The sequence below is a fragment of the Providencia sp. PROV175 genome (assembly GCF_032707045.1).
Lineage (GTDB): Bacteria > Pseudomonadota > Gammaproteobacteria > Enterobacterales > Enterobacteriaceae > Providencia > Providencia hangzhouensis.
Genome location: NZ_CP120533.1, coordinates 2058564 through 2073429, shown reverse-complemented (window position 1 = coordinate 2073429; position 14866 = coordinate 2058564). Strand labels below are relative to the sequence as shown.

The following is a 14866-nucleotide window of genomic DNA, read 5'->3' as shown; positions in this document are numbered from 1 at the left end:
ATATGCCAATAACCAACGCCTCAACACCGAGACCACAAGAAATTGCGGCTATAGATTTAGGCTCCAATAGTTTTCATATGGTCATTGCTCGTATTGTTAACGGTGCATTGCAAGTTCTCACTCGTTTGAAAAAACGTGTTCACCTTGCTGATGGCCTAAGTGATACCAATGAATTAAGTGATGAAGCCATGGAGCGTGGCCTTGCCTGCCTCGCGTTGTTTGCCGAACGGTTACAAGGATTTTCCCCTGAGAACGTGTGTATTGTTGGCACACACTCATTACGTGTCGCAACGAATGTGAAACTATTTTTGCAACGCGCTAAAGAAATCATGCCCTATCCTATTGAAATCATTTCAGGCCAAGAAGAGGCTCGATTGATTTTTATGGGCGTTGAACACACCCAACCCGAAAAAGGCCGCAAATTAGTACTTGATATCGGTGGCGGTTCAACTGAGTTAGTCATTGGTGAAAAGTTTGAACCGCTTTTGATTGAAAGCCGCCGAATGGGGTGTGTGAGCTTTGCTCGCACTTACTTCCCAAATGAAGAAATCAATCCTGAATTTTTCAATCGCGCCTACCTAGGGGCTTGCTTAAAGCTAGAAAGCACTGCGATTTTATTTAAAAAACAAACTTGGGACGTCGCGATGGGTGCCTCGGGCACCATCAAAGCTGCCCATAGTGTAATACAAGAATTAGGCTATAAAGACGGTATTATCACCCGTGAACGCCTTATCGAAATCAAGCAAATGGCGTTGAAATATAAGTCATTTAGCGCACTAAATATACTCGGCCTCTCTAATGAACGTAAACACGTATTTGTCCCAGGTTTAGCCATTTTACTTGCCGTCTTTGATTCATTAGAAATTAAAGAGTTACGTTTATCTGACGGTGCATTACGTGAAGGTGTTTTATATGAAATGGAAGGCCGCTTCCGTCACCAAGATATCCGTCAACGTACTGCATTAAGCCTTGCTGAGCATTATAATATTGATAGAGAGCAAGCTAAACGTGTATTAAAAACGATGGAAGAGCTCTATTTCCAATGGGGGCAGCAAAACCCTAAACAACTCAATCCACAGTTAGAATCCATTTTAATATGGGCGGTTATGCTCCATGAAGTTGGCTTAAGTATTAATCATAGTGGTATGCACCGCCATTCTGCTTATATTTTGCAAAATACTAACTTACCGGGTTTCAACCAAGAACAGCAACTATTACTGGCAACATTAGTACGTAACCATCGTAGGGCTATTAAGTATGACGATATCCCTAAATTTAATTTATTTAAAAGAAAACAATTTATGCCGCTTATCCAAATTTTGCGGCTAGCCATTTTGTTAAATAATCAACGCCAATCTACAACAATCCCTTCTTCGTTACGGATAGAAACGGATGATGGGCACTGGACTATCTATTTACCATCTGAATATCTCGTGCAAAATGCATTGATGTTATTAGATTTAGAAAAGGAAAGTGGCTATTGGGAAGATGTTCCCGGTTGGTCGTTAACTATTTGCGCAGAAAATGAGTAATTTGCGGCCATTATTGTAGTGATTTGTTCTTATTATTCATCATTGATGACTTGAAAATCACCGCTTATTTGACTCAACTATTTGATATATTATTTAAATAGGCGACAATAATGATAATAAATTTCGTCCGCTCGCAGACGAATTCATAAAAAGCGCTTTTGCGCTGCTATTGCTTTAAGGATTAAAATGTCACAATCTGCTTTCTCAACCGATGCGGCGCCAACAGTCAACCCGCACTCTCAAAAACTGGCACATATTCGCCAGCAAATCCTGACGCTATTTTTAGATGACGAAGAGTTCGTCCATGCGCTTGTTGAAAATGATCAACACGTCAGTATTGATGACAAAGCAATTAGTGAAAAAATTAGTCTTGTAAAAGAATTGCTACTTGATTTACACACTGCGGATATCGCCGATATCTTAGAAATGCTCCCTTATGATGAGCGTCTCGCGTTATGGCGTCTTGTTGATAATAACGAACGTGGTGAAGTGTTAGTTGAGGCCTCGGTTTCTGTTTGGGATAGCCTAATTAAGGATATGTCTGACAGAGAACTACTGCGCGCCGTTGCCAACTTGCATGTTGACGAACAAGCCTATATTGCTGAGCATTTACCTCGTGACACCATGCGTCGGCTCCTCACCTATTTAGAACCTAGTCTGCGTAGCCGTATTCGCGAAGTTTTACAATATGCGAAAGATAGCGTCGGTCAAATGATGGATTTTGAATTCGTCACCGTACGCCCAAATGTGACGCTAAAAACGGTTCAACGTTATTTACGCCAACGGGGCAAGATCCCAGAAGCGACCGACAAAATTTTCGTTGTCGATAACAGTAATTATTTACAAGGTGAATTACCTCTAACCACTATTTTAACGCAATCCCCTGAAAAAATAGTGGCCGATGTCATGAAGACTGACACAGTGACCTTCTTGCCTGATGAAAAAGGCGAAGACGCAGCGAGTGCGTTCGAACGTTATGACTTAATTTCTGCAGCTGTTGTTGATAACAACGGCCTACTAATGGGCCGCCTGACGGTTGAAGATATCGTTGATAACATTAGTGAAGAAAACGATAACAGTATTCGTCGTATGGGGGGGTTAAGCCCTGAAGAAGACGTTTTCGCCCCTGTCGGCCAAGCCGTTAAAACCCGTTGGACATGGCTAGCCATTAACCTATGTACCGCTTTTGTGGCTTCTCGTGTTATTGGGGTTTTTGAAGATACGATTTCCCAATTAGTCGCCCTTGCCACATTAATGCCTATTGTGGCAGGAATTGGCGGTAATACGGGAAACCAAACCATTACCATGATTGTTCGTGCCATTGCCCTGCACCAGATACAAAACAATAGTTTCTCTTTCTTAATGTTAAGGGAGCTTGGTGTCGCCTTTATTAATGGGGTTGTATGGGGAGGAATTATGGGTGTCGTCACCTACTTCCTTTATGGCGATATCGCTATGGGTGCAGTTATGACATTAGCAATGATCTTGAACCTACTGATGGCGGCTATTATGGGCGTGCTTATTCCACTCATTATGCTGAAAATGGGCAAGGACCCTGCTATCGGTTCTAGCGTGATGATCACCGCCATCACAGATACAGGCGGTTTCTTTATTTTCCTTGGCTTAGCCACACTGTTCCTCGTTTAAATTCGCTCTGCACGCGTCCTACTCTTAGATTAGGCGCGTGCAATCTGTAGCTCCAATTTAGTAATGTCACTTTTTACAGCATAAAGGAATAAACCTTTTGTCGCGATAAGGACATTCAAAATGTTGGTGACTATGTCGGATAAAGAATCAATTAGGATCAATGTTATTCAGGCTGTTACTGAAAAACGATTACGGAGGCGTGACGCTGCCGCTCAACTCGATTTCTTTTAGATTTAATGCAGGGATCCAGCCTTGCTCTCCTGTATCTAATTTTTCGCACCAAATCCAACCATTGGTTTTTTTATATCCAATGACATGTTCCTGTGTTTCCACGTTCAGTTCCAAGGCACTATAGCTTTCTTTGGCCACTCCTGTAGTTTCGCTAGTTAATTCAATTAGCTGCTTCGGAACCCAACCACTCAAACCGTTAAACGAACAAAGATACCAATCATCCCAGCCCTCATCTCCTACGTATTTTTCGCCTACAGTCAACAGATTACCGGCCGAGAAATGAATAGGATTAGGGTATTCAGAAATATGTCTCTTAATCACAATCAGCTGTTTTTTCATTAAGTTACCAATAATAGTTTTTAATTTTTACTATCATACTAGAAAATTAGAGCAAATTCCGTAAAAAAGAAAGAGACGTTTCTATTTTGGAGAACAAGGTGACATTTTAAATCTGAAGTGACATCATTTTACAAAACACTTCCTCGGACAGCAAATCCCAGCTAAAAAACCAAAACCCCGCAAACAACCCTTTTATTTATCTATTAATTAAATGATTTTATAGTTATTTAGTTTATCTAGATTAATAAAGTTAATTATAACGAATAATATCTAGGTAATATTTACTTACCATAATTCAGTAAGAATTTATTAAATTAAATATAATTAACGCTATAACTCACTAATTTAAATATACGATATTCTGCAAAATTCATATTATTAACATCATATAAGGTTATTTATCATCACACCAAATCAATACGCTAACAAATCAAAACTAATTGGAATGTCATTCTTGTTTTTAGGGTTGAGGTTTACAGAATATAGAATTTCCTGCTATAAATATACTCATGCAAGAAAGATACTGTGTATTAAACTAAGTTATACCCATCCAACGTTTTATACCTCTTATCTGCACCAATAAAAATGATTAGCTCATTATTATGAGTCAATGCTTATTATTTTGAATTTATGCAATTTAGTATTACAGGTAGTTAGAAGGAAACTATAATGACACCGCAAACCGCCAGCCAGCCCTCTGCGAGACCTTTGGGCAAAGAAGACTATAAAACATTAGGCTTATCCTCTTTAGGGGGAACTCTTGAGTTTTATGACTTCGTTATCTTTGTTTTTTACGCAAAAATTATTTCCCAACTATTTTTCCCAGGGGATAACGAATTTCTCGCGCTAATGGCAACACTGGGTCTATTTGCAGCAGGTTACCTTGCTCGCCCTCTTGGTGGCATTATCATGGCTCACTTCGGGGATAAAATTGGCCGCAAGAAAATGTTTACCCTCAGTATTTTCTTAATGGCATTCCCAACATTTGTTATTGGTTTCTTACCTACTTTTGAAACTATTGGTGCTGCTGCTCCATTATTACTGCTGTTAATGCGTATTATGCAAGGTGCCGCGATTGGTGGTGAAATGCCAGGTGCATGGGTATTTATTGCAGAGCATACACCAAAGCAACGCTATGGCTTAGGTGTCGGTACACTGACTTCTGGGATCACTGGCGGTATTTTATTAGGCTCTATCGTCGCTATTATTATTGAACGCTCTTATACCACAACTGAAATTCATGATTTCGCATGGCGTATTCCATTTATTCTTGGTGGTGTTTTTGGGTTTATCTCTGTGTATTTACGTCGTTTTTTACAAGAAACCCCGATATTTAAAGAACTGGCAGCCAAAAAGGCCTTGTCACAAGAATTACCCGTCAAAACCGTCATTAAGTCTCATAAACAAGCTTGTATGATCACTGCGGCACTGACGTGGTCATTATCAACCGCTATCGTTGTCACCATTTTGATGACACCAGATGTGGTGTTAAAAGGGATCTATAACATTGATAGGAATGTGGCATTGCAAGCTAACTGCGCGGCGACATTGACCTTAACATTGGGCTGTATCTTCTGGGGTTGGTTAGGCGATAAAACCGGAACACGTACCTCAATGACTTTATCATGGGGTGGATTAGCCGTAACGGCAATTTACTTCTATTCGTCATTATCCAGTGATATTGCGGCGAGTACGTTAATTTTTAACTATGGCTTGATGGGCTTCTTTGTTGGCGCGATTGCAACCACTCCAATTATCAGTACACGCGCATTTCCACCTGAAATTCGCTATTCTGGCCTGTCATTCGCTTACAATGTGGCTTATGCAATTTTTGGTGGTTTAACACCAATATTAACTGGTGCTTGGTTGCAGCAATCTCACATGGCACCTGCCTATTATGTCGCTGGCGTCTCATTATTAGCGGTTGCTGTAGCCTTCATTCCTCTATCTTGGAAAGGTTGGACTGTCAATTCAGAGTCTTCAAACGAAAAATCTGCGGTCTTAAAAGCTTCTAGTTTATAAAATCGATTGCCCCCTATTTACTCGGGGGGCAATCTTAATTGATACAAAATTATTCCCCCGCTCTCCCCCTTTACAAGCACTGAAGTATACAAGTACAGAAATTGACACTTATTCATATTTCCTCCATTTTTCTTTGTACCTATCACGTTAAACTACTAATATGTCTAACTGACTCTTTTTTGTTAGTTTTTTAGTATACAGCCTGACGGATCTCATCCACTTTTTTTGAGTTAAGCGAATTACCCAAAATGAATAAACAAAAACAACGTAAACCTTTTATTCGCTCTGCCATTTTTATTGCCATTATTGCGGTAGCTGGCGTTTCTTGGTACTTTTATCATCAAGAAAAACAATCAGATACACAATCTACTGGCACAGTAGCAAAACCAAACTCACAGCGAAGCGCGATGGGCCGCCCACCACGTGTGTTAGCCCCTGTGCAGTTTGCAGTTGCTGAACAAAAAGTCGTTCCGCGATTTTTATCAGGCCTAGGCACGGTGCAAGCGGCAAATGTTGTCACTGTAACCAGCCGTGTTGAAGGCCAGTTGATGCAGTTGTATTTTACCGAAGGGCAATATGTCAATAAGGGAGATTTATTGGCACAGATTGACCCTCGCCCATTTGAAGTTCAGCTATCACAAGCTGAGGGGCAATTAGCTAAAGACAAAGCAACGTTAGCTAATGCGCAATTAGATTTAGCGCGTTATCAAAAGCTTGCTGGCACTAAAGTGATTTCGCAACAAGAGCTAGATAACCAAAAAGCGGCGGTATTACAGGCACAAGGCAGTATTAAAGTCGACCAAGCGGCCGTTGATAATGCCAAACTGCAATTAACCTACAGTAAAATTACTGCCCCCATCTCAGGGCGGGTTGGTTTAAAACAAGTTGATGTCGGAAACTTTATCTCTTCAGGAACCTCAACCCCTCTTGTTGTTATCACACAAACTCAACCCGCAGATGTCTTGTTTGCTTTACCTGAAGGTGATATTCCCGCGATCCAGCAAGCGCAATCTTCCGGTGAAAAAGTATTGATTGAAGCTTGGGACAGAAACAATATCGCGCTAATCGCAAGCGGTGAGCTACTCAGTACTGATAACCAAATTGATGCTGCGACCGGCACTCTTAAAATAAAAGCGCGCTTTACCAATGAAGAAGAAAAACTTTTCCCTAATCAATTTGTTAACGTAAAAATGCAAGTTGAAACGCTGCAAAATGCCGTGGTGATCCCAACCGCTGCACTGCAAATGGGCAATGAAGGTCATTATGTTTGGGTATTGAGTGATGATAATAAAGTCAGCAAACACAATGTGACCGTGGGGATGCAAGATAGCCAACAAGTCGTTATTGAAAGTGGGCTCGCAGCAAATACCAAAGTCATCACCGATGGTGTTGATAAACTCACCGATGGCACAACTGTCGAAGTCGTTACCGCTGAAAGCATCGCCAAAAAAGAGCCCCGCAAAGGTAAAGCCAATAGCGCGGAGAAAGCGTAATGCAGCCTGAAATGTTAAAAGGCGGTGGGCCTTCTCGTTTATTTATTTTGCGCCCTGTAGCTACCACATTATTCATGGTGGCTATATTACTTGCAGGGATCATCGGCTATCGCTTCTTACCTGTTTCAGCCCTGCCCGAAGTCGATTATCCGACGATTCAAGTTGTTACCCTTTACCCGGGAGCCAGCCCCGATGTGATGACCTCTGCAGTGACTGCGCCTTTGGAAACCCAGTTTGGGCAAATGTCGGGTCTTAAACAGATGTCATCGCAAAGTTCAGGAGGAGCATCAGTTATAACACTGATGTTCCAATTAACGTTGCCTCTAGAGGTTGCCGAACAAGAAGTCCAAGCAGCGATTAATTCCGCCAGTAGTTTACTGCCTTCGGATTTACCCTATCCTCCGATTTATAATAAGGTAAACCCTGCTGACCCGCCTGTACTCACCTTAGCGGTCACCTCTGATGCGATGCCATTAACGCAGGTACAGGATATTATTGAAACGCGAATTGCCCAGAAAATATCCCAAGTTAATGGAGTGGGTTTAGTCACCTTAGCCGGTGGTCAACGCCCTGCTGTTCGCGTGAATTTAAACCCACAAGCCATGGCAGCCAAAGGGCTGGATAGCGAAACCATCCGCCTAGCCATCAACAATGCTAACGTCAACTCCGCAAAAGGGAGTTTCGATGGGCCAACGCGAGCAGTGACGCTTTCTGCTAACGACCAAATGAAGTCACTTGACGACTATCGTCAGCTTATTGTGGCCTTCCAAAATGGTGCGCCTGTGCGTTTAGGCGATATTGCAACGATTGCACAAGGTGCCGAAAATGCCTATTTAGGGGCATGGGCAAATAATGAACAGGCGATTGTGATCAATGTGCAGCGGCAGCCCGGTGCTAACGTCATTGAAACCACAGATACCATTCGTACGCTGTTACCCGAATTAATTGAAAGCTTACCTAAATCGGTTAATGTCGATATTTTAACCGATAGAACCAGTACTATTCGAGCGTCCGTTAATGATGTACAGTTTGAGTTAATGTTAGCCATCGCCCTCGTGGTGATGGTGATTTATTTGTTTTTACGCAATGGAATTGCCACCTTAATACCGGGCATTGCGGTACCGCTGTCCCTCGTTGGTACCTTTGCAGTCATGTATTTTTGTGGTTTTTCTGTCAATAACCTCACCCTAATGGCATTAACCATCGCCACAGGTTTTGTGGTCGATGATGCGATAGTGGTGATTGAAAATATTTCCCGCTACTTAGAAAAAGGCGATAAGCCTATGGTCGCTGCACTCAAAGGGGCGGGTGAAATCGGGTTTACCATTATCTCCCTCACCTTTTCTTTAGTTGCAGTATTAATCCCGCTGTTATTTATGGGGGATATTGTCGGCCGGTTATTCCGCGAATTTGCCATTACCCTAGCCGTGGCTATTTTGATCTCCGCTGTCGTCTCTTTAACGTTAACGCCAATGATGTGTGCACGTTTATTAAAACCAGAGTCGCAACATAAACATAACCGTTTTGAACTAGCGTGTGAGCGTTTCTTTGACCGTATGGTTGCTGGATACGCAATTTGGTTAAAACGTATTCTTAATCACCAATGGTTAACGCTTTCTGTGGCGCTAGGCACCATGGTGCTGACTGTTTTGCTGTATATGTGGATCCCAAAAGGTTTTTTCCCTTTGCAAGACAGTGGAATTATTCAAGGGTCAATTGAAAGCCGTCAATCTATTTCTTTTGCGGCCATGGCGCAAAAGCAACAGGAAGTTGCGTCAAAATTATTGGCAGACCCTGCGGTTGATAATGTCACCACTTATGTGGGGGTTGATGGTAGCAACCCAACATTAAACAACGCGCGTCTCCAAATTACCTTAAAGCCCCTTGATGAGCGTGAAGATAGAGTGGTGGCGATTATTGATCGTCTACAACAATCCGTGGATAACATTGCCGGGGTGAATTTATATTTGCAGCCTATGCAAGATCTCACCATCGATACGCAAGTTGCACGCACACAGTATCAATTTACGTTACAGGCAGGTTCACTAGAGGGATTAACCACTTGGGTTCCACGCTTGTTAGAAGCCCTAGAACAACAACCTGAACTCACGGATGTCAGTAGTGATTGGCAAAATAAAGGGCTAGTTGCCTATGTGAATGTTAACCGTGATACCGCAAGCCGTTTTGGTATCACAATGTCAGCCATTGATAACGCTTTATATAATGCATTTGGGCAGCGAATGGTTTCAACCATATACACACAGTCAAATCAATATCGTGTGATATTAGAACATGACACACAAACCCGTGATGGTATGGATGCGCTGAATGATATTCGTCTAAAAGGCACTGATGGAGCCATTGTGCCACTAAGCACCTTGGTAAATATTCAAGAAGGTAATGGGCCATTAGCCATTAATCACCTCGACCAATTTCCCGCGGTGACATTCTCGTTTAATGTGGCGAATGGCGCTTCGCTTGAGTCTGCCGTCAATGCCGTGAAATTGGCCGAATCACAAATTGCTATGCCAAAATCCATTACCACACAATTCCAAGGGGCGACTTTAGCCTTTGAAGCTGCACTAAGCAGCACTATCTGGTTAATTGCAGCCGCAATTGTGGCGATGTATATCGTATTAGGCATTTTATATGAGAGCTTTATCCACCCGATTACGATTTTATCTACCTTACCGACTGCGGGGGTTGGCGCATTACTTGCTTTAATGATGGCAGGAAAAGACCTTGATGTTATTGCAGTCATCGGCATCATCTTATTAATTGGTATCGTGAAAAAGAACGCCATTATGATGATTGACTTTGCCCTTGCTGCAGAGCGTGAACAGGGAATGTCCCCTTATGATGCCATCTACCAAGCTTGCCTACTGCGTTTTCGCCCAATTTTAATGACCACCATGGCGGCATTACTAGGAGCCTTGCCATTAATGCTAAGTACAGGTGTCGGTGCAGAATTACGCCAACCATTAGGAATTTGTATGGTTGGTGGCTTAATTATGAGCCAAATCCTTACCTTATTTACCACACCGGTTATTTACTTATTGTTCGACCGTCTTTCTCATTATCTTAAAGACCGTCGCCAAGCGAAGAAGGCACAGGTGTCATAATGAAGCGCTTCTTTGCTCTATTTATTAGCCGCCCGGTAGCAACGACGCTGATTAGCGTTGCGATTACTTTGTGTGGTGCCCTGAGTTTTCTATTTTTACCGGTTTCTCCGTTGCCTCAAGTAGATTACCCTGTGATTAACGTGACAGCGTCACTTCCTGGGGCGTCACCCGAAACCATGGCGTCCTCCGTTGCGACACCTCTTGAACGCTCTTTAGGCAGTATTGCTGGGATCAGCGAAATGACCTCAAGCAGTGCGCTTGGGCGAACCACTATTACCCTTGAGTTTAATCTCGACAAAGACATTAATAACGCGGCTCGGGAAGTGCAAGCTGCGATTAATGCCGCGCAAAACCTGCTGCCCAGCGGTATGCCAAGCCGTCCACGTTATTACAAGTCTAATCCGTCTGATGCGCCAATTATGATTTTAACCATGACCTCAGAGACCATGGGCACTGGCGAAATTTATGATATTGCATCTACCCGTTTAGCCCAGCGAATTGCGCAAATTGAAGGGGTTAGTGAAGTTTCAGTTGGTGGCGGCTCGCTCCCTGCCGTACGGGTTGAACTCAACCCAACCGCCCTATTTAACCAAGGGGTTTCCCTTGATGCCGTGCGCTCAGCCATTAGTAGTGCTAACGTTCGCCAACCGCAAGGCTATATCAATGATGACGAAAAACGTTATCAAGTACAGACTAATGATGAGTTAAAAAAAGCAGCCGATTATCGACCAATTATTGTTCATTACAGCCAAGGCAATGCTGTAAAGCTCAGCGATGTCGCCAATGTTAAAGATTCCATTGAAAACGTACGCGCTGCCGGTATGGCAGACGGTAAACCGGCTATTTTGATTGTCATTCGTCGTGAAGCTGGCGCCAATATTATTGAAACAGTGAACCGTATTCGTGCTGAATTGCCTGAATTCAATGACATGATCCCTGCCGCTATTGATTTAAAAGTGGCACAAGACAGAACACCGACCATCCGCGCGTCTCTAGCCGAAGTGGAACGTGCTCTACTGATTGCCGTTGCCTTGGTGATCCTCGTGGTGCTGCTGTTCTTACGCTCAGGTCGCGCTACTTTGATCCCTGCCGTTGCTGTCCCTGTCTCATTGATTGGGACTTTTACGGCCATGTATTTATGTGGCTTTAGTTTAAATAACTTGTCATTGATGGCATTAACGGTTGCGACGGGCTTTGTGGTTGATGATGCCATTGTCGTATTAGAAAATATCTCACGTCATATCGAAAATGGTAAAAAACCGTTTATTGCGGCGGTTAAAGGCGTGCATGAAGTCGGCTTTACCGTCGTTTCCATGAGTATTTCCTTAGTGGCTGTTTTTATTCCGCTACTGCTTATGGATGGACTGGTCGGCCGTTTATTCCGCGAATTTGCCATTACCCTTGCAACCGCTATCGGTATTTCTTTGGTGATCTCATTAACGCTCACCCCTATGATGTGTGCTTACTTACTGAAGAAACGCCCTCGCAACGTCAAAGCCAAACATCGCGGGTTTGGACGTGTGTTGCTGCGCTTGCAAGAAAGTTATGGCATCGCTTTAAAATGGGTACTCGAACATCGCCGTAGTGTTCTCGCGGTGCTATTTGCCACAATCGGCTTAAACGTTTATCTGTATATTACCGTTCCGAAAACTTTCTTTCCTGAACAAGATACCGGCCGTGTGCTGGGCTTTGTTCGCGCAGACCAAAGTATTTCATTCCAGTCAATGAAAGAAAAAATGACCCGTTTTATGCAGCAAGTTAAAGCCGACCCAGCGACGGATAATGTCACCGGTTTTACTGGCGGTAGCCGGGTAAACAGCGGTTTTATGTATATCTCATTAAAACCACTGGGTGAACGTACTGAAAGTTCAGCTGAAGTCATTAATCGGTTACGCATGAAATTAGCCAATGAGCCAGGGGCTAACCTGTTTATGATGCCAGTACAAGATATTCGTGTGGGAGGTCGACAAGCCAATGCCAGCTATCAGTTTACGCTGCTTGCGGATGAGCTTTCTGCATTGCGTGACTGGGAACCCGCCATTCGTAAAGCACTCGGTGAATTGCCACAGCTGACAGATGTGAACTCAGATAAGGAAGACAAAGGCGCAGAAATGGCGATCACCTACGATAGGGACTTAATGGCCCAGCTAGGTATCGATGTCCGTGAAGCTAACAGTTTGCTTAACAACGCATTTGGCCAACGCCAAGTTTCCACTATTTATGAAGCAATGAACCAATATAAAGTGGTGATGGAAGTTGCCCCTGAATATACGCAAGATGTCAGTTCCCTCGACAAAATGTTTGTTATCAATAAAGATGGTGACGCTATCCCGCTGTCTTATTTTGCTCGTTGGCAGCCGGCGAATGCGCCATTAAGCGTGAACCACCAGGGGCTATCAGCTTCATCCACTATCGCATTTAATGTCGCTGACGGTTATACCTTAAATGATGCCATCGTCGAAATAGAAAAAACCATGACTGCGCTTGGCGTGCCATCTACAGTGCGAGGGTCTTTTGCAGGAACGGCACAAATATTCCAAGAAACTTTGCAATCACAATTATTTTTGATTTTAGCCGCTATTGTGACTGTCTATTTAGTTCTTGGGATTCTATATGAAAGTTATATTCACCCACTGACAATTTTATCAACTTTGCCTTCTGCTGGTGTCGGTGCATTATTAGCCCTTGAGTTATTTGACACACCATTTAGTTTAATCGCTTTAATCGGCATCATGCTATTAATTGGGATCGTCAAGAAGAACGCCATTATTATGGTGGATTTTGCTATTCAAGCACAAAGAACAGCGGGTTTAACCGCTCAAGAAGCCATTTTCCGTGCCAGTTTATTACGTTTTCGCCCTATTTTAATGACGACACTCGCCGCCATTTTTGGTGCGTTACCGTTAATGTTAGGTAGTGGTGATGGAGCAGAACTACGTCAACCTCTCGGGATCACCATTGTCGGTGGCTTAATAATGAGCCAATTGCTGACTTTATTTACCACTCCTGTTGTGTATTTAAGTTTTGATAGCTTAAGGCAACGTTGGCAGCGCAAAAAGTCATTAACGCATAAGATTGTGGAGAATAACCATGAAGCTTAGGTTAAATAGCGTTAGTACTCGGCTTTTTTTAGCTATTTTTGCGACATGCTTATTGCTAGTGCTAATTATGCACCAAGGCGTGCGCATGAGTTTTCAACATGGCTTTATTGACTATATTAAAGAAAATGACCAACAACGCGTTGAGCAGGTTTCTTCCGCCCTTGCGGAACAATATGAAGAAATGGGCAATTGGCGGTTTTTGATTGGTAATGATCGCATTTTCTTTCGCATTCTGCGCTCTGTAGAACATCAACAACATCGTGGCCCGATGCGACAGCGCTGGCGAACCATTTTTTGGGTTTATGATACACAAGACCGGCTAATTTTCGGGCAAGACACGCCCCTACCGAGCAAAGTTCTCCGTGAGCCTATTGTTACTAGCAATGGTGAAACCGTCGGTTGGCTCGTTGCCAGCTATGAAACGGGAATCAGCAGCGCCCTTGACCGCCGTTTTGATACCAAACAAATGTATACCAGTTGGATCATCGCTGGGCTGTCTTTATTTGTGGCTCTGATTGCCACATTGTTCCTTGCCCGTAGTTTTTTGAAACCCATCAAGCGGTTACTCGAAGGCACTAACCGGCTCGCCAATGGAGACTTTGCCACGCGGGTTCCTGAGTCTGGCCGCGATGAACTTGGGCAACTGGCTAAAGATTTTAACCATCTGGCCTCTACCCTTGAAAAAAACGAACAAATGCGGCGTGATTATATGGCGGATATTTCCCATGAGCTCCGCACGCCGTTGTCAGTTCTGCGAGGCGAATTAGAAGCGGTGCAAGATGGCGTCCGGCAAGCCACTCCCGAAACAATCAATTCCCTACTGAATGAAACTCAAACTTTAATTAAGCTGGTTAATGACCTCCACCAGCTCTCGTTATCGGATAGAGGCTCATTGGTCTATCGTATGCAACTTACCGATATCATTCCTTTAATTGAAATGGCGATAGGCCAAGCTCGCTGGCGGTTAGAAGACCAACAACTTTCAGTTGAACGGCAATTTATTGCACAAGGCAACGTGTTTGCAGACCCTGACCGCATCACTCAGTTATTCTATAACTTAATGGAAAACAGCTTACGCTATACGGACCCACAAGGTAAAATTGCCATTCAAGTCACACAAGACCACAACCAGCTCAGTATAATTTGGCAAGATAGCGCCCCGGGGCTGACTACTGAGCAATGCCAACATTTATTTGAACGTTTTTACCGTGCTGAAGGTTCTCGTAATCGCGCCAGTGGCGGTTCAGGTTTAGGGTTGGCCATTTGCTATAATATTGTTGAGGCTCACCATGGGACAATTTCCGCAGCACCGTCACCATTAGGTGGTGTCAAAATTACCATTAATTTACCGATTCAATTAAAAGACAAAGGTTTATGAT

The 14866-nt window shown here is 43.3% G+C and carries 7 protein-coding genes and 1 pseudogene; 7 read left to right on the top strand and 1 reads right to left on the bottom strand.

Annotated elements, in window-relative coordinates; all coding sequences use genetic code 11:
- Positions 1-2: 2 nt before the first annotated feature.
- Both P3L44_RS09085 and mgtE read left to right on the top strand, forming a co-directional pair.
- Positions 3-1532, top strand: a complete 1530-nt coding sequence (locus tag P3L44_RS09085) for an exopolyphosphatase (RefSeq protein ID WP_140172250.1) — start codon at positions 3-5, stop codon at positions 1530-1532.
- A gap of 360 nt (positions 1533-1892) precedes the next feature.
- Positions 1893-3179 (top strand): annotated as a pseudogene (gene mgtE, locus P3L44_RS09080) (magnesium transporter); the annotation flags it as partial.
- A 189-nt stretch (positions 3180-3368) separates the two neighbouring features.
- On the opposite strand, the gene P3L44_RS09075 reads toward mgtE, so the two are convergent.
- Positions 3369-3749, bottom strand: coding sequence for an SH3 domain-containing protein (locus P3L44_RS09075; protein WP_140172252.1), 381 nt, complete (start codon positions 3747-3749; stop codon positions 3369-3371).
- 669 nt (positions 3750-4418) lie between these two features.
- Here P3L44_RS09075 and P3L44_RS09070 point away from each other — a divergent pair.
- The 5 genes from P3L44_RS09070 to baeS all read left to right on the top strand — a co-directional run bounded on the left by P3L44_RS09070 (position 4419) and on the right by baeS (position 14865).
- On the top strand, positions 4419-5771 hold the full coding sequence (locus tag P3L44_RS09070) for an MFS transporter (RefSeq protein WP_004253528.1): 1353 nt from the start codon (positions 4419-4421) through the stop codon (positions 5769-5771).
- Between the two features lie 248 nt (positions 5772-6019).
- Entirely contained in the window at positions 6020-7264 is a 1245-nt protein-coding gene (locus P3L44_RS09065; protein ID WP_094960479.1) for an MdtA/MuxA family multidrug efflux RND transporter periplasmic adaptor subunit, read from the top strand.
- Entirely contained in the window at positions 7264-10386 is a 3123-nt protein-coding gene (locus tag P3L44_RS09060; protein WP_272661905.1) for an MdtB/MuxB family multidrug efflux RND transporter permease subunit, read from the top strand. The genes P3L44_RS09065 and P3L44_RS09060 overlap by 1 nt, the downstream gene beginning before the upstream one ends.
- Entirely contained in the window at positions 10386-13487 is a 3102-nt protein-coding gene (mdtC, locus tag P3L44_RS09055; RefSeq protein WP_165879770.1) for a multidrug efflux RND transporter permease subunit MdtC, read from the top strand. The genes P3L44_RS09060 and mdtC overlap by 1 nt, the downstream gene beginning before the upstream one ends.
- Positions 13477-14865 carry a two-component system sensor histidine kinase BaeS gene (gene baeS / locus P3L44_RS09050; RefSeq protein ID WP_140172256.1) on the top strand — a complete coding sequence of 463 codons (1389 nt, stop codon included), beginning with the start codon at positions 13477-13479 and terminating at the stop codon, positions 14863-14865. Before mdtC ends, baeS begins: the two co-directional genes overlap by 11 nt.
- Position 14866: the final 1 nt, after the last annotated feature.

Bases quoted from the DNA above. Each gene is read 5' to 3' on its own strand.
- P3L44_RS09085 (WP_140172250.1), top strand. From the start codon at position 3: ATGCCAATAACCAACGCCTCAACACCGAGACCACAAGAAATTGCGGCT.
- P3L44_RS09075 (WP_140172252.1), bottom strand. From the start codon at position 3,749: ATGAAAAAACAGCTGATTGTGATTAAGAGACATATTTCTGAATACCCT.
- P3L44_RS09070 (WP_004253528.1), top strand. From the start codon at position 4,419: ATGACACCGCAAACCGCCAGCCAGCCCTCTGCGAGACCTTTGGGCAAA.
- P3L44_RS09065 (WP_094960479.1), top strand. From the start codon at position 6,020: ATGAATAAACAAAAACAACGTAAACCTTTTATTCGCTCTGCCATTTTT.
- P3L44_RS09060 (WP_272661905.1), top strand. From the start codon at position 7,264: ATGCAGCCTGAAATGTTAAAAGGCGGTGGGCCTTCTCGTTTATTTATT.
- mdtC (WP_165879770.1), top strand. From the start codon at position 10,386: ATGAAGCGCTTCTTTGCTCTATTTATTAGCCGCCCGGTAGCAACGACG.
- baeS (WP_140172256.1), top strand. From the start codon at position 13,477: ATGAAGCTTAGGTTAAATAGCGTTAGTACTCGGCTTTTTTTAGCTATT.